Source organism: Pantoea sp. BJ2 (assembly GCF_040255075.1).
Taxonomy (GTDB): domain Bacteria; phylum Pseudomonadota; class Gammaproteobacteria; order Enterobacterales; family Enterobacteriaceae; genus Pantoea; species Pantoea leporis.
This window is the reverse complement of sequence record NZ_CP158292.1, coordinates 3,167,861-3,188,586: the sequence shown is the minus strand read 5'-3', so window position 1 is coordinate 3,188,586 and position 20,726 is coordinate 3,167,861. Positions and strand designations below refer to the sequence as shown.

Genomic DNA, 20,726 nt, shown 5'->3' with positions numbered 1-20,726 from the left:
AGCCTCCCGCGGCGTTAGTCAGCGTTGGCACGAACGATGTCAGTAATCAGCTGGTTAACCGGCGCGAGGTCGATTGCCAACGCATTACTTTCATACGCGGCTTGCGAACGCACGGTGCTGGCCAGCGTGGCACCCTCTTTGTTTTGGGTATCCACTTTCACCAGCGTGGAGAGGCCGATACGCAGCGGATGTTCCGCCACTTGTTTCGGATCCAGCTCGATACGCACCGGCAGACGCTGGACCACTTTGATCCAGTTACCGGTGGCGTTCTGCGCAGGCAGCAGCGAGAAGGCGCTGCCGGTACCCATATCCAGACCCACCACTTTGCCGTGATACTCGACGTCATCGCCGTAGATATCACTGATCACCGTGGCTGATTGGCCGATACGGACACCTGCAAGCTGGGTCTCTTTGAAGTTTGCATCGATCCACAGATTTGTGGACGGCACCACCGCCAACAGCGGGGTGGTGGTGGAGATTTGCGAGCCAACCTGTACGCTGCGACGTGAAATGAAGCCATCAATCGGGCTACGAATTTCAGTACGCTGCAGCGCCAGCCAGGCATCGCGCAGCTCAGCCGCACTCTGCTGTACCGCGGGCTGATTTTCCAGCGAGGTATTCAGAATCATCGCCTGGTTAGCGTTGTATTGCTGCACTGCCACATCCAGCTGCGCTTTGGCTGTCGCCACGGCATCACGCGAGTGTTGCAGCTCTTCGCGGCCAATCAGATTAGACGCGCCCAGCGGCTCGCGGCGTTTCAGGTCAGCTTCGGCCTGTTCCAGCGCAGTTTGCTGCAGTTTGATGGTAGCTTGATACTGCTTGCCATTGATCATCAGCTGGTGGGTTTGACGCACGCTGGTAGCTAGCGCGGTCTGCGCTTTTTCAAACGCCTGCTCGGCATCAGTTTTATCCAGCGACACCAGGACGTCGCCTTTCTTCACCACGTCGGTGTTATCAAACCACACTTTGTTTACGCTGCCAGAAACCTGCGCCATCACCTGCACCTGGTTACCTGCCACGTACGCATCATCGGTTTCCTGGAAGTGACGCAGCACCAAATACCAGTAAGCCAGATACGAAACACCAATAATTACAAACACGATAGCCAGCAGGATCAGCACACCTTTGCGCTTCTTCTTTTTATTCGCTGGCTGTTGCGGGCTTTGAGCTTCCGCTGTCGCACTCATGTCGTTCTCCACGTTTTCCATTTAGTCGGGATGTGCCGATCCTTCAACACGGTTGCCCGAGTCAAAAAAGCCAGCACTTAAGCGCTGGCCGGACAAAAGGGGATTAAAATAGCGATTTCGGAAGGTGATTGTGTCGCACTTCTTGCTATTAGCGCGACAGGGAAGCGATAACCTGATCTTCGTCCATTTTATCGAGACGGTTAAGTAACTTACGGGTAATCGATTCCAGCTGATCCTGCTCGTTAGTAGAGAGCGAAGACCACAGGTATTGCAGGCTCTGATGCTGCGGTGGCAGCAGCTGACGCAGGAATTCATTGCCTTTTTCGGTCAAATGCAGATGCAGGCAGCGACGGTCGTTCTCGCTTTCACGACGTTCGATCCAGCCGCGCTTCTCCAGCTCATCAGCGATACGCGTGGCATTGGTGCGTGAAGAGCCGAGGGCAGAACTCAGTTCTGAAGGCTGAATGCTCTGATTTTCCTGTGCATCAAGGGTAATCAGCGCCATGAATAAGGTCTCGTTAATTCCCTGCGCCTTCAACATTTTGTTGCGATTATCCAGCAGTTTACCCTGCATGTGCATGCACAAGCGGGTCAGAATGATCTCCTGCAGCGGAAAATCTTTATGGCGGTTAGCACGGATGTTAAGCATCTGTTCAATGGGAGTAAACGAACTTTCCATTTTAAAAAAACCTCTTAGTTGCAACTGGTATAGTAATGATGGTGACAGATTAAGCGTAGTCACAATTTCCGCAGGTGATTGTTAGCACGATCACATAGTCAACATCTGACATTCCAGGTTGTTCCTTAACCCTGGGCATTTTGCCCTGACATCCCACCTGAACATACAGGCAGCCGATGCCATCAATTCATCTCGGGAAACCTTTTTACAGATAAATAATTTCGCGAGAAAAAATAACTCTGGTGAATAACTGCGCTGCTAACCATAACAAACCCAATCATTAATGAATAGTATTGCTCAGCGGTTTAGAACCATCTTTACGATTTCTAAACACTTTTCGCGCGCCGCTTATCCACGTAAATCAAGGCGTTGATTAACATACTCTTAACAACGCCCGCGCGAATGCGACACCAGCCTAAGTGATGGAATTTGATCGCTAAACGGGAAGCAGTCATAGCGTGCGGATAAGAGAGATAATCATTTGTAGGTAATAGTAACCGAAAAAATTATTTCAATGGTGTGTTAATTAACAGGACGTACCAGTGCGCTATAGCGCACGCTTCGCTTATCGGGGGAAAGGAAAAGGGGAGAGGCAGCCATTTGCCGTAGCGGCGCAATTTATTGCGCTGAGTTCCTGAAGTGGAATTATTCCATGAAAAACGGCGCGATAAATCGCGCCGCTACAATACCAACGCTAATGTAAATGCGTTACTTCGCTGCCGCCAGTGCGTCCTGAATCCACTTATCGAATTCCGCCTGGTGACCTTTGATCCAGCCATCAACGTGGCCATTGATATCGGCTTCAGAAGCATGGCCCGCATGCATCGCCGCATTCTCGGCGTTGATGTCGCCAATCGGCAGCTTCATCTCAGCAAACAGCTTTGCCGCGGCCGGATTTTTCTCGGTCCAGGCTTTGTTGGCGACGATATGCATGGTGTTCACCGGGAAACCGTAGTTAGCCCCGTTCGCCAGCTTGGTATCGACTTTGCTCTGCTCGCCCGGCAGTGAAGAGAACGGCACCTGCAGCCATACCACATCTTTACCCGGCTTCAGCACGTCGCTGACCCAATACGGCGTCCAGGTGTAATAGAACACCGGTTTGCCCTGTTTAAAGCGCGTGATGGTATCGGCGATCATCGCCGAGTAGTTGCCCTGATTGTGCTCCACGGTGTTGCTCAGCTTGTAGGCATCAATCTGGTGATTAATCACCGCTTCACAGCCCCAGCCTGGCGTACAGCCGGTCAAATCCGCTTTGCCATCGCCATTGGTATCAAACAGTTTGGCGATCTTGGGATCTTTCAACTGTTCAATATTGGTGATGTGATACTGCTCGGCGGTTTTCTTATCGATCAGGTAACCCTGAGCCGCGCCACCGACGTAAGTGCCCTGGCGATAAAACTTCGCATCGCCGCCCGCGGCTTTATACATATCGTCGTGCAGCGGTTTCCAGTTGGTGGCAATAAAGGTGGCATCACCGGCTGCGATGGTGGTGTACGCCACGTTGTAATCAATCTCGCTTGGCTTCTCAACGGTATAACCGAGTTTCTCCAGCGCGCGGCTCACCAACAGCGTCTGGAAGGTCTCTTCAGAGATGGTGCTCTGCGTCGGTTTAACGGTGATGCCTTTACCGGGCAGGTCGGCGGCGGACACGTGCGTCGCGGCGAACGTCGTCAGGACGGCGGCGATGAGAGCTGTCTTGCGCATAGTCATTCCTTATTTTACGTGTTACGTCGAAGACGGGCGGCCGCAGCGGACCGCCCATTGAAATCAGGCTTTTTTACTGAAAGGGCGCATCAGCAGACCGAGCGGGCCAGTGCTGTACCAGTGACGGCTGCCACGGCTGCGGCTGTCGCGGCCCATCGACTGCGTCAAGCGATCGAGGATAATGGCGAGGATCACGATGCCCACGCCGCCGACGGTGGCGAGGCCCATATCCAGGCGACCAATGCCGCGCAGCACCATCTGACCGAGACCGCCAACCGCGATCATCGAGGCGATCACCACCATCGACAGCGCCAGCATCAGCGTCTGGTTTACGCCAGCCATGATGGTCGGCATCGCCAGCGGCAGCTGCACTTTGAACAGCATCTGACGCGGGCTGGCACCGAAGGATTCACTCGCTTCAATCAGGTCGGCTGGTACCTGCTTAATCCCAAGAATGGTGAGGCGCACAATCGGCGGCAGCGCAAAGATAATGGTCACCACTACGCCCGGCACGTTGCCGATACCAAACAGCATGACGATCGGCACCAGATAGACGAAGGCTGGCGTGGTCTGCATCGCATCCAGCAGCGGACGAATAATGCGCGCGGCACGTTCACTGCGCGCCAGCCAGATGCCGAGCGGCAAGCCGATGATGATGCAGAACAGCAGGGCGGTTAGCACCAGCGCCAGCGTCACCATCGCCTGCGACCAGGCACCAATCGCGCCAATGGCAATCAGCGAGACCAGCGTAGCAATCCCCATCGCCGGGCTGGCAATCTGCCAGGCGATCAGTGCGAACACCACAATCGCTACCGGCGCGGGCATGCCGAGCAGTAACTGCTGGAACGCGCTGAGGATGTAATCCACCGGCACGCGAATGCCCTGAAACACCGGGCGGAAATGGCTGACCACCCAATCAATGCCTTCAGTCACCCAGCTATCAAGCGGAATCCAGGTTTTATGGAACGGGTCCATGAGGTTGAAATGTTCCGGCGCGGGAGCGGGTGCGCTGCTCAGCCAGTCGCTGCTGCTGGCAGCATTGCTGGCGGCATCGTGGCCACCGCTGCTGGCGGCGGAGGGATCACCCCATGCATCGGCGCTGCCGGAGCTGCTATCTGCAGGCGCGGCACCGTCACTCGCCCAGGGATCGCTGCTGCTGGCGGCGGCGCTGGTATCAGTGGTGGCAGGTTGCTGGGTGGTTTGGCTGGCGCTTTCCCACGGATTCGCTGTTTGTTCGCTCATGATTAGGCTCCTTCACGGTCTAAAGCACGCAACAGCATGCTTTTCGAAATGATACCGACGTACTGATTCTCTTCGCTGACTACCGGCACGGCGCAGGGCGCTTGTGCCACATGCGACAGCAGATCGTTCAGGGAGGTATCGGCAGGAACCGCTAAGGGCGTGTCGAGCAGCGCGCTATCCAGCCCTTCACCGGCCGCCAGCGCGGCTTTCAATGAATCGGTGGACACCACGCCAACAAACTTCTGTTTCTCCAGCACGTAGCCATATTCGCGATCTTCATCCTGCAGCAGCTTGATGGCGGATCGCGGACCAAAACCGGCGGCTTTGCGGATCAGTGAACCCGCACTGCGACGCGCAATATCTTTGGCGCTAAACACGTGACTAATATCGACGCCGCGGAAGAAGGTGCGCACATAATCATTGGCAGGATTATTGAGGATTTCATCCGGCGTGCCGACCTGTACCACTTCGCCGCCCTGCATAATGGCAATGCGGTCGCCAATACGCATCGCTTCATCGAGGTCGTGAGAAATAAATACAATGGTACGCTGATGTTTGGCCTGCAGTTTTACCAGTTCATCCTGCATTTCGGTACGAATCAACGGATCAAGTGCTGAGAAAGCTTCATCCATTAATAAAATATCAGGATTAATCGCCAATGCGCGGGCTAATCCAACGCGTTGACGCATGCCGCCAGAAAGTTCATCGGGATAAGAGTGGGCGTAATTATCCAGGCCAACCTGACGCAATGCTTCCAGCGCTTTTTCCTGACGTTCGGCTAAGGGAATGCCGGATAATTCCATGCCAAAGGCGGCATTATTTAGCACCGTCATGTGTGGCATCAGCGCGAAGGATTGAAATACCATACTGATCTTATTTCTGCGGACTTCACGCAGTTCCGATTCCGATATTTTGGCAATATCGACACCGTCTATGATTACCTGGCCGCGAGTGGGCTCGATCAGACGATTGAGAAGGCGAACCATGGTGGACTTACCTGAACCTGAAAGCCCCATGATGACGAAGATCTCGCCTTCTTCAATGGCCAGACTGGCATTTTTGACGCCAACAGAGAGGCCGGTTTTTGCCAGAATACTCTCTTTGCTTTCGCCTTTATCGATCAGCTTAAATGCCTTTTCGGGATTATCCCCAAATACCTTATATAAATTCTTTACTTCGAGTTTAATTGCCATGCAGTAATTAATTTCCCGGTTAAATGTTTAACTATTTCTTGTTGTGGTCCTGAGTAAAATTAAGCGCCCTATACCCTAGCATAGTGAAATTATCTGACAACCCTGAATGGCGATATTCGGCGGCGCGCGTAGCGGTCAATCGCTAAAATCGCCAGTGCTCACAAGGGATGCGCGCGGATTAATTTTTTGCATTTGAGAAGTGAATTTATGTGCGTTTCAGACTGTTTCTGGTGCAGAGCGGCCGAAAATCAATCCAAAAAGAAGAAATATAAGTGAAATAAATGGGTGAGAAGAGCGGAAATAAGATTGGTTTAAAAATTAATTATCACTGAATCAATACGCTAAATAATTCGCGTCACAGCAAGGCGACAAGCCCGCTCTTCCCTGGAGGATAGTGAACTATGTGACTGGGAAGAGTGGGCGCAGTCAACGCTGCTGTGCCAAAAGTAGGTGCCTCCGGGCAACGCGAAGTATGACGCGTATTAGAAATTCCAGTCTTCGTCTTCGGTTTCTACGGCTTTCCCCATTACGTAAGAGGAGCCAGAACCTGAGAAGAAGTCGTGGTTTTCATCGGCGTTGGGCGACAGCGCGGACAAAATCGCCGGGTTCACGGCGGTCAGTTCGGCCGGGAACAGCGCTTCGTAGCCGAGGTTCATTAGCGCTTTATTGGCGTTGTAGTGCAGGAAGGTTTTCACCTCTTCCGCCCAACCGACTTCACCGTACAACGCTTCGGTATACACCACTTCGTTTTCGTACAGCGCCAGCAGCAAATCAATCGCAAACTGCTGCAACTCCTCGCGGCGGCCAGCATCGACGTTTTCCAGCGCCTTTTGGTACTTATAGCCGATGTAGTAGCCGTGTACCGCTTCGTCGCGAATGATCAGGCGAATCAGATCTGCGGTGTTGGTCAGCTTGCCACGGCTCGACCAGTACATTGGCAGCCAGAAACCGGAGTAGAACAGGAACGATTCAAGGAACACGCTGGCGATTTTCTTCTTGAGCGGATCCTCGGCGCGATAGTGCTCCAGCACAATCTTCGCCTTGTTCTGCAACGCTTCATTCTCTTCACTCCAGCGATACGCCGCATCGACATCTGCGGTATTACACAGCGTGGAGAAAATCGAACTGTACGAACGCGCATGCACCGCTTCCATAAAGGAGATGTTCGACAGCACAGCTTCCTCGTGTGGCGTAATCGCATCTTCCATCAGGCCCGGCGCACCAATCACGTTCTGGATGGTGTCGAGCAGCGTCAATCCGGTAAACACGCGAATAGTCAGCTGTTGCTGCTGGTGGTCCAGCGACTGCCACGCTGGCAAATCGTTGGAGAGCGGCACTTTTTCCGGCAGCCAGAAGTTACTGGTCAGTCGGTTCCACACTTCGAGGTCTTTTTCGTCCTGGATGCGGTTCCAGTTAATCGCTTGAATTTGTTTTAGTTGCATAGTTTTCATCACAGTGAGCAGGAGACGCAGCCCTGCACCTCGGTGCCTTGAAGCGCCATCTGGCGCAGACGGATGTAATAGAGCGTTTTGATGCCTTTTTTCCACGCGTAGATCTGCGCTTTGTTGATATCGCGCGTGGTGACGTCGTCGCGGAAGAACAGCGTCAGCGACAGGCCTTGATCGACGTGCTGCGTGGCTTCGACGTAGGTATCAATAATCGCTTCCGGCCCAATGGAGTACGCATCCTGATAGAGGTCGAGATTGTCGTTGGTCATAAACGGTGCAGGATAGTAGACGCGGCCAGTTTTGCCCTCTTTACGGATCTCAATGCGCGACACAATCGGGTGAATGCTGGAGGTCGCATGGTTGATGTACGAGATCGAACCGGTGGGCGGAATCGCCTGCAGGTTCTGGTTGTACAGCCCATGTTGCATCACCGCTGCGCGCAGCGCTTGCCAGTCGGCCTGCGTTGGCAGAGTCAGTCCGGCATCGGCGAACAGTTTTGCCACGCGCGCGGTGCGCGGCAGCCAGCGCTGTTCGACATATTTATCGAAGTAACTGCCGCTGGCGTATTTCGACTCGGCGAAACCGTCGAAACTCTTCTGATGCTCCTGCGCCAGCAGATTCGAGGTGCGCACGGCGTGATAGGTGACGCAATAGAAATAGAGATTGGTGAAATCCAGCGCCTCTTCTGAACCGTACGCCATGCCTTCGCGCGCCAGATAACCATGCAGGTTCATCTGACCGAGGCCAATCGCGTGCGAGCGGCGATTGCCTTCCGCCACCGAAGGCACCGAATTGATCTCACTCATCTCGGAAACGGCGGTCAGTGCACGCACGGCGGTTTCCACGGTTTGCGCCAGATTGCGCGAATCCATGGCATGCGCAATGTTGAGCGAGCCGAGGTTGCAGGAGATATCTTTGCCGACGCGACGATAGCTGAGATCGTCATTGAACTCGCTGGCGCTGTTAACCTGCAAAATCTCGGAACAGAGATTACTCATGTTGATGCGCCCGGCAATCGGGTTGCTGCGGTTCACGCTGTCTTCAAACATGATGTACGGGTAGCCGGATTCAAACTGAATCTCCGCCAGCGTCTGGAAGAAATCGCGCGGCTTGATGTAGGTTTTGGTGATGCGATCGTCCGCCAGCATCTCGTCATAATGCTCGCTGATGCTGATATCACCAAAGGCTTTGCCGTAGATGCGCTCGACATCGTACGGCGAGAACAGCGCCATATCGCGATTCTCTTTCGCCAGCTGGAAGGTGATATCCGGGATCACCACGCCGAGCGACAGCGTTTTGATGCGGATCTTCTCGTCGGCGTTTTCACGTTTGGTATCGAGAAAGCGGAAAATATCCGGGTGATGCGCATTCAGCCACACCGCACCTGCGCCCTGACGTGCACCCAGCTGGTTGGCGTAAGAGAACGCATCTTCCAGCATCTTCATCACCGGAATCACGCCCGATGACTGGTTCTCAATGCGCTTAATCGGCGCGCCCGATTCACGCAGGTTGGAAAGCAGGAACGCTACGCCACCGCCGCGTTTCGACAGTTGCAGCGCCGAGTTCACCGCGCGACCAATCGATTCCATGTTGTCTTCGATGCGCAGCAGGAAGCAGGAAACCAGCTCGCCGCGCTGCTGCTTACCGCAGTTAAGGAAAGTTGGCGTAGCCGGCTGGAAGCGACCGCTCAGCATTTCCGCCAGCAGCTCGCGCGCTAAGGTTTCATTGCCGCGTGCCAGCGTCAACGCCACCATGCAGGCGCGCTGTTCGAAGGTTTCCAGATAGCGTTTGCCGTCGAAGGTTTTCAGCGTGTAGCTGGTGTAAAACTTCCACGCCCCGAGGAAGGTGTGAAAGGCGAAACCTGCCGCATCAGTTTCATCGTGCAGCTGACACAGGAAATCGAAAGCGTACTGATTCAGCACCTCGGCTTCGTAGTAGCCTTCGGCCACCAGATAGCGCAGGCGCTCGCCTGCCGAGGCAAACTGCACGGTATTGGGTTGTACATGCTGCAGGAAGAACTGGCGCGTCGCTTCGTGATCTTTACTGAACTGGATGCGGCCATCGGCGTCATACAGGTTCAGCATCGCGTTAAGCGCGTGGTAATCAGTCAGCGAGCTGTTTAGGGTGTCTGTCGTTGCCAAAATTGGGTCACTCCCGCTTTTACATTAGCGATATCGTCGGGGGTTCCCATCAGCTCAAAGCGGTAGAGATAGGGAACCTGACATTTCTGCGCAATGATGTCGCCCGCCAGGCAATAGCCTTCACCGAAGTTGCGGTTACCGGCAGCGATCACCCCGCGAATGCCGCGTCGGTTGGCATCATCATTGAGGAATTGAATCACTTGTCTCGGCACCGCACCGCGCGAACTGCCGCCGCCGTAGCTCGGCACCACTAAAATGTAGGGCTGTTCGATATGCAGGCGCTGCTTGCCGTCAACCGGAATGCGGCGGGCAGGCAGCCCAAGACGCGTGATGAATCGGTGCGTGTTTTCCGACTGGCTAGAGAAATAGACCAGTGGAAACATGGCTTATCCCCCGACGGCCGCGAGCTGGCTCAGGCTGGCAATTTTGTCGGGACGGAAGCCACTCCAGTGATCGTCTTGCGTCATCACCACTGGCACCTGGCGATAGCCGAGAGATTTGAGGTTGTCGATGGCTTCAGGTTGGGTATCAAGGTTGATCAGCTGATAGTCGATACCTTTGCGGTCCATGGCATTTTTTGTCGCATTGCACTGGACACAGTTGTCTTTGGTGTAAATAATAATGCGCATGATTCGTATTTCCCTTTGATTGCGGTCAGATTGCGAGATACGAAGCAAATTCCTGTTTGCATCGAACTTCGTCCTTGACGACATTTGGTAGTTAGTTGATGGGTTGAATACTAGATGTAGTGGGTAAAAGGGTCAAGCCCACCAGATATAGGGTTTTGTGATTATGATCTTCGGATATTCGCTAAGGCCAGAGATCATGCGCCTTCCAGGCCGGAAAAATTTTTTGTAAAGGGAATGGAGTGGGAAGGTTGGTTGGATTTTGTGCGATTTGGCCCTCATCCCAGCCTTCTCCCGCAAGCGGGAGAAGGCGCCGATCCAGCATAGGTGTTTACAGTTGAACGCCACCTAATCATTCCCTCTCCCGCCTGCGGGAGAGGGTTAGGGTGAGGGAAAGCACGCACTATCTCGCGCCCACAAAAAAGCCCCGCATCAGCGAGGCTCATTGCATCAACGAACACAGGCTTATCGGCGTGAAGATACCAGCAGCGCGCCAAGCACTAAACCTATCGCCGCACCGACGCCCACGCCGTGCCACGGCTTGTCGTGGACATAGGCGTCAACCTGCGTACCCGCATCACGTGCCGCTTGCGATACGCGACTCTGTCCGCCGCTCAGTTTGGCACGCGTCTGCTTTAACAGCGCCTGCGCCTGGCTACGGGCATTATCAACTTCGTCTTTAGCTTCACTGCCATAAGATTTAAGTAACGCCTCTAGCGAATCGGCCAGTTCGTTTACATCCTGATTGATATCAATGTCATCGTTTTTTGCGCTTCGATTAAACATTTTTTAGCTCCCTTTGATTTAACACGTAATACTTAGTGTAGACGAAGCGTGATTAAACGCAGGGATGTGCCAGGCTTTAGGGAAAATTCCGAATGCCCATGCCATCTTGCTGCTGTAAGGTTGCGGGGCTGTGAGAAGAGAGGAGCAAGCATGTATTTACGACCAGATGAGGTAGCGCGCGTACTTGAGAAAGTGGGCTTCGAAATGGATACCCAAACGCCAAAAATTTACGGTTATCGTCGCGGCGAAAACTATGTGTACGTCAATCGCGAAGCGCGTATGGGACGGACCGCCTTAATCATTCACCCGACGCTGAAAGAGAAAAGCCAGAGCTTTGCTGAACCGGCTTCAGAGATGAAAACCTGCGATCACTACACGCAATTCCCACTCTACTTAATGGGCGATTCGCAGGAGCATTACGGCATTCCGCACGGCTTCAGCTCGCGCGTTGCGCTTGAGCGTTATCTGCAGGGCGTATTTGGCGCCTGAACTTGCGCCCCGTTTCATGCGGGGCCGCAAACCCTGACTCAATCCTCTCCTTCTGCCCCGTTGCAAATCCGCACGCTGACGCGTATAACCTTGTGTCCATATAGATGTTCAGACGTCCATACGGATAAATATCATGCAAACTCAGGATACGCCTCCACAGCAAAACTTTAAGCGCACCATGAAAGTGCGGCATCTGGTGATGCTGTCGCTGGGCGGTGTGATCGGAACCGGGCTGTTCTTCAATACCGGCTACATCATCTCAACCACCGGTGCAGCCGGCACTTTGCTGGCCTATCTGATTGGTGCGCTGGTGGTGTGGCTGGTGATGGTCTGTCTTGGCGAACTGGCCGTGGCGATGCCGGAAACCGGCGCGTTCCACGTATATGCCGCGCGCTATCTTAGTCCGGCCACCGGTTATACCGTCGCCTGGCTTTACTGGCTCACCTGGACGGTGGCGCTGGGTTCCAGCCTGACCGCCGCCGGGTTCTGTATGCAGTATTGGTTCCCAAGCGTGCCGGTGTGGACGTGGTGTCTGGTGTTCTGCATCGCTATTTATCTGCTGAATATCGTCTCAACGCGCTTTTTTGCCGAAGGTGAATTCTGGTTCTCCATCATTAAAGTGATCACCATCATCGCCTTTATCATTCTCGGTGCGGGTGCGATCTTTGGTTTTATCCCGATGAAAGACGGCAGCGCTGCGCCGGGATTACACAATCTCACCGCTTCCGGCTGGCTGCCGCATGGCACGCTGCCGATTCTGATGACCATGGTAGCGGTCAACTTCGCTTTCTCGGGCACGGAATTGATCGGTATCGCTGCCGGTGAAACCGAGCAGCCACAAAAAGCGCTGCCGCTGGCGATCCGCACCACCGTCGCACGGTTGATCATCTTCTTTATCGGCACGGTATTTGTGCTGGCGGCGCTGATCCCGATGGATCAGGCCGGGATCGTTAAAAGCCCGTTTGTGCTGGTGTTTGAAAAGATCGGCATCCCGTACGCGGCGGATATTTTCAACTTCGTGATCCTCACCGCCATTCTCTCCGCCGCCAACTCCGGCCTGTATGCTTCTGGCCGCATGTTGTGGTCGCTGGCTAATGAGAAGACGCTGCCGCGCTGTTTTGCGCGCGTCAACCGTCGTGGCATTCCGGTGCTGGCGCTGACCGTGAGCATGATTGGCGGCTTGCTGGCGCTGTTCTCCAGTGTGATTGCGCCGGACACAGTGTTTGTGGCGCTGTCGGCGATTTCCGGTTTTGCCGTGGTGGCGGTGTGGCTCAGCATCTGCGCCTCGCACTATGTGTTCCGTCGTCGCCATCTGCAGGCGGGCGGCAGCTTACAACAGCTGGCGTATCGCGCGCCGCTCTATCCGCTGACGCCGATTCTGGGCTTCCTGTTATGCCTGCTGGCGTGCGTCGGACTGGCATTCGATCCATCGCAGCGTATTGCGCTGTGGTGCGGCATTCCGTTTGTGCTGTTCTGCTATGCCGCATACCATGTCACGCAACGACGCAAGTCATCCCTTAAGGCTGAGGAGGCCAACGATGTCGCGTAATCCTATCGCGCAGGCTCTAACCCAAACTGACACGTTGATTCTGGATGGCGCGCTGGCGACCGAGCTGGAGGCGCGCGGCTGCAATCTGGCCGATGCGCTGTGGTCGGCCAAAGTGCTGATGGAAAATCCTGAGCTGATTTATCAGGTGCATCACGACTACTTTGCTGCCGGCGCGCATGTGGCGATCACCGCCAGCTACCAGGCCACGCCGCAGGGTTTTGCCGCGCGCGGCTTAGATGAAGCGCAGGCGCTGGCACTGATCACCCAGAGCGTACAGCTGGCGCAGCGCGCGCGTGATGACTATCGCGCATCTTCCGCCAGCACCGCGCCCTTGCTGGTGGCCGGTTCGGTCGGGCCGTATGGCGCTTTTCTGGCCAATGGTGCGGAGTATCGCGGTGATTACGCGCTGCCGGAAGAGGAGATGAAAGCGTTCCACCGTCCGCGCGTGAAGGCGTTGCTGCAAGCGGGTGTCGATCTGCTGGCCTGTGAGACGTTACCGTCCTTCGCCGAAGCGCAGGCGCTGGTGAGTTTACTGGCTGAATTCCCTGCTAGTAGCGCGTGGTTCTCCTTTACCCTGCGCGATGCCGAACACATCAGCGACGGTACGCCGTTGAGCAAAGTGGCTGAGCTGGTGCATGCGGCACCGCAGGTGGTGGCGGTTGGCATCAACTGCGTGGCGCTGGAGAGCGTAACGCCCGCTCTGCGCCGCTTCCAGGCGCTGTGTGATAAGCCGCTGCTGGTCTATCCGAACTCCGGCGAGCAGTACGATGCCAGCAGCAAAACCTGGCACTCCGCGCCGTCGGGCTGCACGCTGCATGACAAATTCGCTGAATGGCAGCAGGCGGGCGCACGTCTGATTGGCGGCTGCTGCCGTACCACGCCGCAGGATATCGCGGCGATTGCTGCCTGTTGTCAACCGCAATAAAGCGCAGAAAATCATCAGTGATAGCGCGATTAAGCACAGAAGGGCAGTTTACACTGTCCTATCTGATGCTGAAGCGGACCTGCTATGAACCTGCGACCTCTTTTTCCTGCCTGTGCGCTGCTGCTGAGCGGCTGCGCCACCATTGTCGGCACTGAAACGCAACCGGTGAAAATCGACTCCCTGCCGCAAGGCGCGCGTTTCACCGTGCAGGATGAGACCGGCCGCGCAGTGGCGCAGGGCTATACGCCGCAAACCGTCGAGCTGGCGAAATCGACCGGGAATTACTTTGGTAAGAAGCACTATCAGGTGATGCTGGAGAGTCCGGGCTACGTGCCGCTAACCTTGCCGATCGAGGCCAATGCCAATCTGTGGTATTTGCTCGGCAATATTCCGCTGTTGGGCTTCCCCGGCTGGCTGCTGGTCGATCCCTTCTACGGCGGCATGTACGATCTCAAACCAGAACATCCACAGCCGAAGCTGAACGTCGTCGGCGCGCGGGGTTAATAAGCCCGCACCGATCGTAGCGGCGCAATTTATTGCGCAATCTTACCGCGAAAAAAAACAGCGCAATTAATTGCGCCGCTACAAATCATTCAACAGTTTGAGTTACTGCGCGGTAGGCTTCACCATCGCATTGGCGCTTTTATGCTGCGCCAGATGTTGCTGCTGGAAAATGCACATGCGGATGGTGTTGCGGTATTCGCCGTTGATGAAAAATTCGTGCTTCAGTACGCCTTCCACCTCAAATCCCAGCTTGGTGTAGATATGCACCGCCTTCTTATTCTCTTCATCGACAATCAGATAGAGTTTGTAGAGATTCAGCACCGAAAAGCCGTAATCCATCGCCAGCTTTGCCGCTTTGGTGGCTAAGCCTTTGCCCTGATGGGAAGGATCGATAATGATTTGAAACTCAGCGCGGCGATGCACGTGATTAATCTCGACCAACTCCACCAACCCGGCTTTGTGTCCATCATGCTCCACCACAAAGCGACGCTCGGTTTGGTCATGGATATGTTTGTCATACAGGTCTGAAAGCTCGACAAACGCTTCGTACGGTTCTTCAAACCAGTAACGCATCACGCTGGCGTTGTTATCTAATTGGTGCACAAAGCGTAAATCTTCCCGCTCCAGCGGACGTAACTTAACCGTCATACGGTGTTCCTTGTTGTTGAATGTTGCTCCACGATGCGGCCCTGCGCCATACGCGCCGCGCGATCGCACATGTGATCGATCACATCCGGATCGTGGCTGACCAGCACCATGGTTAAACCATCTTTTTGCTTTAGATCGTTGAGCAGGTTGAGGATCTCAGCCTGCACCGACATGTCCAGCGCCGAGGTCGGCTCATCCAGCAGCAGGATCTTGGGTTCCAGCAGCAGGGCGCGCACAATCGCTACGCGCTGACGCTGACCGCCTGAAAGCTGATGCGGATAGCGATCCGCCAGCGCCGGATCGAGCCCGACATGGCGGAACCCGGCATTAATGCGGTCGTCGATGTTATCACGTTTGAGCATTTTCAGCGGTTCCGCCAGCGTGCGACGCAGGCGATGGCGCGGATGCAGCGAAGCGTAGGGATCCTGAAACACCATCTGCACATCGCGGCGCAGCTGGCCGGTAAACGCTTTGCCGGGCTGCACGGCGGTGCCCGCCAGCGACATGCTGCCGCTCCAGTGCGGATTCAATCCCGCCAGCACCCACAGCAGCGACGACTTGCCGCAGCCGGACGGACCAACCAGACCAAAACACTCACCGGCCGCGACCTGCAGCGACACATCGTGCACCACGGTGCGCAGCTCGTAACCTTGCTTGTGCGAAACGCTGAGGTTCGCTAACTCAATCATAATTCTTCTCCAGCGCGGCACGATCCAGCACCGGCAAACGCTCGCCGTGCGTGGCTTTACTCGGGCGACAGGCCCACAAGGTGCTGGTGTAAGGATGGCTGGCGTTGGAGAGTTCGGACGCCGGCAAGGTATCCAGCACGCGGCCCTGATACATCACCATCACACGTTCGCAGTGCTCGGAAACCTGTTGCAGATCGTGGCTGATCAGCAGCAAACCCATGTTGCGCTGCTCAACCAGACGACGAATTAGCGCCAGCACCTGATCGCGCATCGCGTGATCGAGTGCCGACGTAGGTTCATCGGCGATCAGCAGTTCAGGATCGGTGATCAGGGCGATCGCCAGCATCACGCGTTGCCCCATGCCGCCAGAAAGTTGATGCGGATAGCGTTTCATCAGCTGACGCGGGTCGGGCAAGCCCACCGCATCCAGCATCTCGCACACTTTCTCTTTACGTTCAGCGCGGCTCAATTTGTGGTGCAGCACCAGCGGTTCTTCCACCTGCCAGCCAATGGTGCGCGTGGGATTGAGCGCATATTTCGGATCCTGCATCACCATTGCCACTTTACTGCCGCGTAGCTGGATCCAGTCACGCTCGCGTAGGCTCAGCGCATCGGTGTCGACAATCTGCAAACGATCGGCCTGCAAGTGCAGCGAAGGTGACAGCAAGCCCATCAGCGTACGTGCGGTGAGTGATTTACCGGAACCGGATTCACCCACCAGCGCCACGCGCTCGCGGCCAATTTGGAAGCCAATGTTATCGACCAGCAGCGCATCATCGCTGCGAATCGTCAGGCCTTGTACATCAATTAACAGATCATTTGGCATGACGAGTATCCAGTCGGTCACGCAGGCCATCGCCTGTCAGGTTAAACGCCAGGCTGGCGAACAGAATCGCGCCGCCGGGTGCGGCGGCAACCCACCATTGGTCGAAGATCACTTTACTGCCTTCTGCCACCATCGAACCCCATTCGGCGGTAGGCGGTTGCACGCCCATGCCAAGGAAGCCGAGGCCCGCCGCTGAAAGAATGATTCCGCCGAGGCTCAGCGCGGCACGCACCACCGCCGTTGGCATACACAGCGGCAGAATGTGGCCAAACATCAGGCGTAAACCGGTGATGCCCTGCATGCGCGCGGCGGCGAGATAATCACTGCGGCGCAGCGCCAGCGTTTCCGCGCGCGCCTGACGGGCAAACGGCGGCCAGCTGGTGAGCGCCAGCGCCAGTGCGCCATTCATCAAGCCGGGGCCGAGCATGGCGACCAGCGCCAGCGCGATCACCAGATTCGGCAGCGACAGGAAGATATCGGTTATGCGCATCAACACGCGCTCGGTCCAGCCGCCCACGTAACCGGCGGTGATGCCGACCAGCAGGCCAACCGGAATGGTCAGCACCAGAATCAGTGACACCAACAGCAGCGTGGGGCGCGCGCCATAAATCACGCGTGACAGCAGATCGCGGCCAAAGCCATCGGTGCCAAACCAGTGCAGCGCCGACGGCGCCTGCAAACGCTGGGAGATGATCTGCGCATTGGGATCGAAAGGCGCCAGCAATGGCGCGAACAACGCCATCGCCACCACAATCAGCACCAGCGTCAGGCCGATGGAAAGCGAGGTCACGCGCGCGCGGCGGCGGCGCGGACGCAGCGTTTCCAGTTCAGAGAGTTGTTGAGTCATCGGGTTCTCGGATCGGTTAACCAGGTCAGGGCATCGGCCAGCGCGTTGAGCAGAATAAAGCAGCTGCCAATTAGCAAGGTCGAGCCGAGAATCGCCGGTACATCGGAGGAAAACAGCGCGTTAGTCATGTAGCGACCAACGCCCGGCCAGGCAAATACCGTTTCGGTCAGTACCGAACCTTCCAGCAGCGTGGCGTAGGAGAGGGCGATAACGGTAATCAGCGTGCCCAGCACGTTGGGGAAAATATGACGCAGCAAAATGCGGCCACGGCTGGCACCTTTCGCACGCGCCAGCACCACATACTCTTTGCTGCTCTCTTCCAGCAGCGCCGCGCGCAGCAGGCGCGTGATACCCGCCATCGCCAGCAGGCCGAGAATCACCACCGGCAGCCACAAGTGGGCAATCGCATTGCGGAACATCTCGGGATCACCGGACATCCAGCTATCAATTAGCACAAAGCCGGTTTTTGGCTCCAGCGTGTAGATCCAGATGTCGTCAAGCTGGCCCGGTCCGGCGGACCAGTGCAGCACGGCATAAAACAGCAGCAAACCCAGCAAGCCGAGCCAGAACACCGGCACCGAGTAGCCGAGTAGCGAAACAAAACGCGCCACGTTATCGATGATGCTACCCGGCTTCCACGCCGCCAGCAGCGCTAAGGCAATGCCGAACACCGCGGCAAAAATCATCGCGCAGGTGGCCAGCTCAATGGTGGCCGGGAAGGTGCGTATCAGGTCGGCGCTGACCGGTTGATTGGTCAGATGCGATAAGCCGAGATCGCCGCGCGCCAAATGGCTGATATAGCGCCAGAACTGCACCAGCACCGGCTGATCAAGACCGAGATCGTGTCGCACCTGCGCGTAGGTGGCTTCGCTGGCGTGATCGCCTGCGATCTGTTGCACCGGATCGACTGGCGAAAGGTGCGACAGCATAAAAGTGAACGCTAACAAACCGACCAACGTCACCAGCAGCGAGAGCAGGCTGGTGACGATGTGGCTAACGCGTTGCCAAAGTGGCCGGGCGAACCCGGCCTGTGAAGCTGACACTGCCATTACTTAGAAACCTGCGAGTAATACACCATGTCCGGGTTGATGCCCTGCACATAGCCTTGCAGATTGTCGCGCAGCGCAATCAGGTTTTTCGCCTGCAAGCCAATCACGTACGGCGAGTTCTTCAGCACTTCACGCTGCATCGCCTGATAGAGTTCGACGCGCTTGTTGTTATCGCTCTCGGCGGTGGCGGCCAGCGTTTGCTTGTTCAGCTCCGGGATGTGCCAGTCAGAACGGTAAGCCACGGTTTTGCTGCCATCTTCCGGGTTGTAAGCGAAGGACGCGGCGTTGGTGTTGGGATCGAAATAGTCTGCGCCCCAGGCGTTCAGGGTGGCTTCATATTTGTGCGCCTTCACGCGGGTCGAGACTTCAGAGCTCAGGCCAGGTTGCACTTCCACTTTCACGCCGCCTTTGGCAAAGCTACCCTGCAGCGCCTGCGCGATATCGAGGTAAGGCGGCTGGTTGCTGGTGGAAAGCGTGAAGCTGACGTTGGTCAGACCGGCTTTCTTCAGAATCGCTTTGGCTTTTTCAGGATCGTAAGTGTATGGCGTGTCGTTGATTGCGCCGAGGAAGCCTTTCGGCAGGAAGGTTTGATGCACGTCGAACTGGCCTTTCAGCAGGTCGTTAGCGATACCTTTATAGTCGAATAGGTATCGAGCTGCTTCCCACAGCGCCGGGTTCTTCAGCACCGGGTTTTCACCGATGTTGAACTGAATGTAGTAGAGCGACGCCATCGGAATCGCTTCGGTCTTCACGCCCGCTTTGCCTTTCAACGAGGCGATTTGATCCGCACCGAGGTTACGCGCGATATCCACATCGCCCTGCTCCAGCAGCAGACGACGTGCAGCCGGTTCCGGAACGTTTTTGATCAGGATATTTTTCAGCTTCGGAGCACCCGCAGGCGAAGTTGGATTCGCGCTCAGCAGAATCGCTTCGTGCAGCACCACTTTACGAATCTGATACGGGCCACTACCGGCAGAGTGAGTACCGAGCCACGCGTGGCCGAAGTCACCGTTCTTCGCGTTGGCCTGCGCGGTTTTCTCATCAACAATCGAAGAGACCGGCGCGGAGAGCAGGCTGAGCACATACGCCGGGCTGACGTTGGCGCTCCAGCTGATCTGTACGTGGTTGTCATCAACCTTTTTCAGGAAGGTATCGACGTTGTCTTTATTCCAGCCAAGTTGGGTAAGAATAAAGGAGGGATCGAGGTTGAGTTTCACCACGCGACCCAGCGAGAAGATCACATCCTCCGGACGCAGCGGATTGCCGCTGGCGAACTGAGCGCCTTTGCGCAGTTCAAACGTCAGGCTGCGATTATCGCTGCCCGCTTGCCAGGACGTGGCCAGCGTTGGCTGCAAATCGGTTGGATTGGTGGGATCGGACTGAACCAGGCGCTGATAAATGTTAGTGAACGCTTGCACCGTGGTGAGCTCGAAGCCCTGCGCGGGATCGAAGCTGTCGGCATCATCGGTAGACTGGGCAATCACCAGCGTATCTTTCGGCGTCGCTGCCTGAACCGAGAAGGCGGCTACCAGCGATAACGCCAGCAGTGATGGAATAATTTTTTTCATGTTGTTTCCTTGCCTAAAAAAAGTAACGCGAGTTTACGAGAGCGCAGCAGTGAAGAATAGTCAATTTCAGGCTATGCATATGCATTAATGATCTAAGACGCATGGTTCAGTTATAAGGGAAAACCGCACAATCCGTAGCGGCGCAATTCATTGCGCAATGTGTGGACGGGCTTTGGGTGCAGGATCGTTAACGCAAAATCGCGCGATTAATCACGCCGCTACGGAATGTGCATGTGAGGTAATATCAACTCAACTGCAACGGAATATAAATGATGGGTGACTAACCGATAATTAACTTTACTTCGTTACTTGCCAGAATATAATGGCCGCAATTTCAAAGCAGGAGAGTTCAGTTGGACAGTCACCCTTTTAGTTGGCATCACAAGGCAAGCTGACGCGCGAACTTTTTTGTCGCTGCTTGCCAACACGGCGGGCAGCAATCCTCTCTTTTCTGATGATTGTTCCCTTTAAACGACATTGTAATGGGCCAAAGCCCGTGGGGATATCATCATGCACATGATTTTTAACACACTTTTCCCTCCGCCTCGATACGCGCGCTGAACCTCAGCGTGCTGATTAGCGCTGCACATTAGACGGCTTTTCGCTGTTCGATTGCGTGGTGTTTA

The 20,726-nt window shown here is 55.6% G+C and carries 20 protein-coding genes; 4 read left to right on the top strand and 16 right to left on the bottom strand.

Going from position 1 to position 20,726, the window contains the following annotated elements:
- Positions 1–14: 14 nt before the first annotated feature.
- From emrA to AAF463_RS14720, 10 genes are all read right to left on the bottom strand, one after another.
- Entirely contained in the window at positions 15–1,187 is a 1,173-nt protein-coding gene (gene emrA / locus AAF463_RS14765; RefSeq protein WP_110868299.1) for a multidrug efflux MFS transporter periplasmic adaptor subunit EmrA, read from the bottom strand.
- 148 nt (positions 1,188–1,335) lie between these two features.
- The gene (mprA, locus tag AAF463_RS14760) at positions 1,336–1,866 is read right to left on the bottom strand and encodes a transcriptional repressor MprA (RefSeq protein WP_008101638.1); all 531 of its coding nucleotides are present in this window, start codon (positions 1,864–1,866) and stop codon (positions 1,336–1,338) included.
- A 708-nt stretch (positions 1,867–2,574) separates the two neighbouring features.
- The gene (proX, locus tag AAF463_RS14755; protein ID WP_008101636.1) at positions 2,575–3,570 is read right to left on the bottom strand and encodes a glycine betaine/L-proline ABC transporter substrate-binding protein ProX; all 996 of its coding nucleotides are present in this window, start codon (positions 3,568–3,570) and stop codon (positions 2,575–2,577) included.
- A gap of 63 nt (positions 3,571–3,633) precedes the next feature.
- Positions 3,634–4,812, bottom strand: a complete 1,179-nt coding sequence (proW, locus tag AAF463_RS14750) for a glycine betaine/L-proline ABC transporter permease ProW (protein ID WP_350261006.1) — start codon at positions 4,810–4,812, stop codon at positions 3,634–3,636.
- 2 nt (positions 4,813–4,814) lie between these two features.
- Positions 4,815–6,005, bottom strand: a complete 1,191-nt coding sequence (gene proV / locus AAF463_RS14745) for a glycine betaine/L-proline ABC transporter ATP-binding protein ProV (RefSeq protein ID WP_350261005.1) — start codon at positions 6,003–6,005, stop codon at positions 4,815–4,817.
- 482 nt (positions 6,006–6,487) lie between these two features.
- On the bottom strand, positions 6,488–7,447 hold the full coding sequence (gene nrdF / locus AAF463_RS14740) for a class 1b ribonucleoside-diphosphate reductase subunit beta (RefSeq protein ID WP_350261004.1): 960 nt from the start codon (positions 7,445–7,447) through the stop codon (positions 6,488–6,490).
- Positions 7,448–7,455: 8 nt separating this feature from the next.
- Positions 7,456–9,594 carry a class 1b ribonucleoside-diphosphate reductase subunit alpha gene (gene nrdE, locus AAF463_RS14735; protein WP_350261003.1) on the bottom strand — a complete coding sequence of 713 codons (2,139 nt, stop codon included), beginning with the start codon at positions 9,592–9,594 and terminating at the stop codon, positions 7,456–7,458.
- The gene (gene nrdI, locus AAF463_RS14730; RefSeq protein WP_061718050.1) at positions 9,573–9,977 is read right to left on the bottom strand and encodes a class Ib ribonucleoside-diphosphate reductase assembly flavoprotein NrdI; all 405 of its coding nucleotides are present in this window, start codon (positions 9,975–9,977) and stop codon (positions 9,573–9,575) included. Before nrdI ends, nrdE begins: the two co-directional genes overlap by 22 nt.
- A 3-nt stretch (positions 9,978–9,980) precedes the next feature.
- On the bottom strand, positions 9,981–10,223 hold the full coding sequence (gene nrdH, locus AAF463_RS14725) for a glutaredoxin-like protein NrdH (protein ID WP_101763439.1): 243 nt from the start codon (positions 10,221–10,223) through the stop codon (positions 9,981–9,983).
- A 462-nt stretch (positions 10,224–10,685) separates the two neighbouring features.
- Positions 10,686–11,006, bottom strand: a complete 321-nt coding sequence (locus AAF463_RS14720) for a DUF883 family protein (RefSeq protein ID WP_008101623.1) — start codon at positions 11,004–11,006, stop codon at positions 10,686–10,688.
- Positions 11,007–11,156: 150 nt separating this feature from the next.
- Between AAF463_RS14720 and AAF463_RS14715 the strand changes: the two genes are divergently transcribed.
- The 4 genes from AAF463_RS14715 (at position 11,157) to AAF463_RS14700 (ending at position 14,473) form a co-directional block, all read left to right on the top strand.
- The gene (locus AAF463_RS14715; RefSeq protein ID WP_008101622.1) at positions 11,157–11,495 is read left to right on the top strand and encodes a DUF2002 family protein; all 339 of its coding nucleotides are present in this window, start codon (positions 11,157–11,159) and stop codon (positions 11,493–11,495) included.
- A gap of 133 nt (positions 11,496–11,628) precedes the next feature.
- A complete protein-coding gene (mmuP, locus tag AAF463_RS14710) occupies positions 11,629–13,044 on the top strand; it encodes an S-methylmethionine permease (RefSeq protein WP_350261002.1) in 1,416 nt (471 codons plus the stop codon).
- Positions 13,034–13,969 (top strand): homocysteine S-methyltransferase, encoded by a 936-nt coding sequence (mmuM, locus tag AAF463_RS14705; RefSeq protein WP_350261001.1) that lies wholly within the window; start codon positions 13,034–13,036, stop codon positions 13,967–13,969. Before mmuP ends, mmuM begins: the two co-directional genes overlap by 11 nt.
- An 84-nt stretch (positions 13,970–14,053) precedes the next feature.
- Positions 14,054–14,473, top strand: coding sequence for a hypothetical protein (locus tag AAF463_RS14700; RefSeq protein WP_008101619.1), 420 nt, complete (start codon positions 14,054–14,056; stop codon positions 14,471–14,473).
- Between the two features lie 102 nt (positions 14,474–14,575).
- Here AAF463_RS14700 and speG read toward each other — a convergent pair whose 3' ends face one another.
- Genes speG through AAF463_RS14670 form a run of 6 tightly spaced genes read right to left on the bottom strand, consistent with a single transcriptional unit; the run spans position 14,576 to position 20,100 of the window.
- Positions 14,576–15,121, bottom strand: coding sequence for a spermidine N1-acetyltransferase (speG, locus tag AAF463_RS14695; protein ID WP_008101618.1), 546 nt, complete (start codon positions 15,119–15,121; stop codon positions 14,576–14,578).
- Positions 15,118–15,810, bottom strand: coding sequence for an ABC transporter ATP-binding protein (locus AAF463_RS14690; protein ID WP_137386313.1), 693 nt, complete (start codon positions 15,808–15,810; stop codon positions 15,118–15,120). The genes speG and AAF463_RS14690 overlap by 4 nt, the downstream gene beginning before the upstream one ends.
- On the bottom strand, positions 15,803–16,636 hold the full coding sequence (locus AAF463_RS14685; protein WP_350261000.1) for an ABC transporter ATP-binding protein: 834 nt from the start codon (positions 16,634–16,636) through the stop codon (positions 15,803–15,805). The genes AAF463_RS14690 and AAF463_RS14685 overlap by 8 nt, the downstream gene beginning before the upstream one ends.
- The gene (locus tag AAF463_RS14680; RefSeq protein ID WP_101763443.1) at positions 16,626–17,483 is read right to left on the bottom strand and encodes an ABC transporter permease; all 858 of its coding nucleotides are present in this window, start codon (positions 17,481–17,483) and stop codon (positions 16,626–16,628) included. Before AAF463_RS14680 ends, AAF463_RS14685 begins: the two co-directional genes overlap by 11 nt.
- Positions 17,480–18,532 carry an ABC transporter permease gene (locus AAF463_RS14675; protein WP_280171995.1) on the bottom strand — a complete coding sequence of 351 codons (1,053 nt, stop codon included), beginning with the start codon at positions 18,530–18,532 and terminating at the stop codon, positions 17,480–17,482. Before AAF463_RS14675 ends, AAF463_RS14680 begins: the two co-directional genes overlap by 4 nt.
- A complete protein-coding gene (locus AAF463_RS14670; RefSeq protein ID WP_101763445.1) occupies positions 18,532–20,100 on the bottom strand; it encodes an ABC transporter substrate-binding protein in 1,569 nt (522 codons plus the stop codon). Before AAF463_RS14670 ends, AAF463_RS14675 begins: the two co-directional genes overlap by 1 nt.
- Between the last annotated feature and the right edge of the window lie 626 nt (positions 20,101–20,726).

Bases quoted from the DNA above. Each gene is read 5' to 3' on its own strand.
- AAF463_RS14680 (WP_101763443.1), bottom strand. From the start codon at position 17,483: ATGACTCAACAACTCTCTGAACTGGAAACGCTGCGTCCGCGCCGCCGC.
- AAF463_RS14685 (WP_350261000.1), bottom strand. From the start codon at position 16,636: ATGCCAAATGATCTGTTAATTGATGTACAAGGCCTGACGATTCGCAGC.
- proX (WP_008101636.1), bottom strand. From the start codon at position 3,570: ATGCGCAAGACAGCTCTCATCGCCGCCGTCCTGACGACGTTCGCCGCG.
- AAF463_RS14675 (WP_280171995.1), bottom strand. From the start codon at position 18,532: ATGGCAGTGTCAGCTTCACAGGCCGGGTTCGCCCGGCCACTTTGGCAA.
- nrdI (WP_061718050.1), bottom strand. From the start codon at position 9,977: ATGTTTCCACTGGTCTATTTCTCTAGCCAGTCGGAAAACACGCACCGA.
- AAF463_RS14670 (WP_101763445.1), bottom strand. From the start codon at position 20,100: ATGAAAAAAATTATTCCATCACTGCTGGCGTTATCGCTGGTAGCCGCC.
- AAF463_RS14700 (WP_008101619.1), top strand. From the start codon at position 14,054: ATGAACCTGCGACCTCTTTTTCCTGCCTGTGCGCTGCTGCTGAGCGGC.
- proW (WP_350261006.1), bottom strand. From the start codon at position 4,812: ATGAGCGAACAAACAGCGAATCCGTGGGAAAGCGCCAGCCAAACCACC.
- proV (WP_350261005.1), bottom strand. From the start codon at position 6,005: ATGGCAATTAAACTCGAAGTAAAGAATTTATATAAGGTATTTGGGGAT.
- speG (WP_008101618.1), bottom strand. From the start codon at position 15,121: ATGACGGTTAAGTTACGTCCGCTGGAGCGGGAAGATTTACGCTTTGTG.
- nrdF (WP_350261004.1), bottom strand. From the start codon at position 7,447: ATGCAACTAAAACAAATTCAAGCGATTAACTGGAACCGCATCCAGGAC.
- AAF463_RS14720 (WP_008101623.1), bottom strand. From the start codon at position 11,006: ATGTTTAATCGAAGCGCAAAAAACGATGACATTGATATCAATCAGGAT.
- emrA (WP_110868299.1), bottom strand. From the start codon at position 1,187: ATGAGTGCGACAGCGGAAGCTCAAAGCCCGCAACAGCCAGCGAATAAA.
- AAF463_RS14690 (WP_137386313.1), bottom strand. From the start codon at position 15,810: ATGATTGAGTTAGCGAACCTCAGCGTTTCGCACAAGCAAGGTTACGAG.
- nrdH (WP_101763439.1), bottom strand. From the start codon at position 10,223: ATGCGCATTATTATTTACACCAAAGACAACTGTGTCCAGTGCAATGCG.
- mmuP (WP_350261002.1), top strand. From the start codon at position 11,629: ATGCAAACTCAGGATACGCCTCCACAGCAAAACTTTAAGCGCACCATG.
- mmuM (WP_350261001.1), top strand. From the start codon at position 13,034: ATGTCGCGTAATCCTATCGCGCAGGCTCTAACCCAAACTGACACGTTG.
- AAF463_RS14715 (WP_008101622.1), top strand. From the start codon at position 11,157: ATGTATTTACGACCAGATGAGGTAGCGCGCGTACTTGAGAAAGTGGGC.
- mprA (WP_008101638.1), bottom strand. From the start codon at position 1,866: ATGGAAAGTTCGTTTACTCCCATTGAACAGATGCTTAACATCCGTGCT.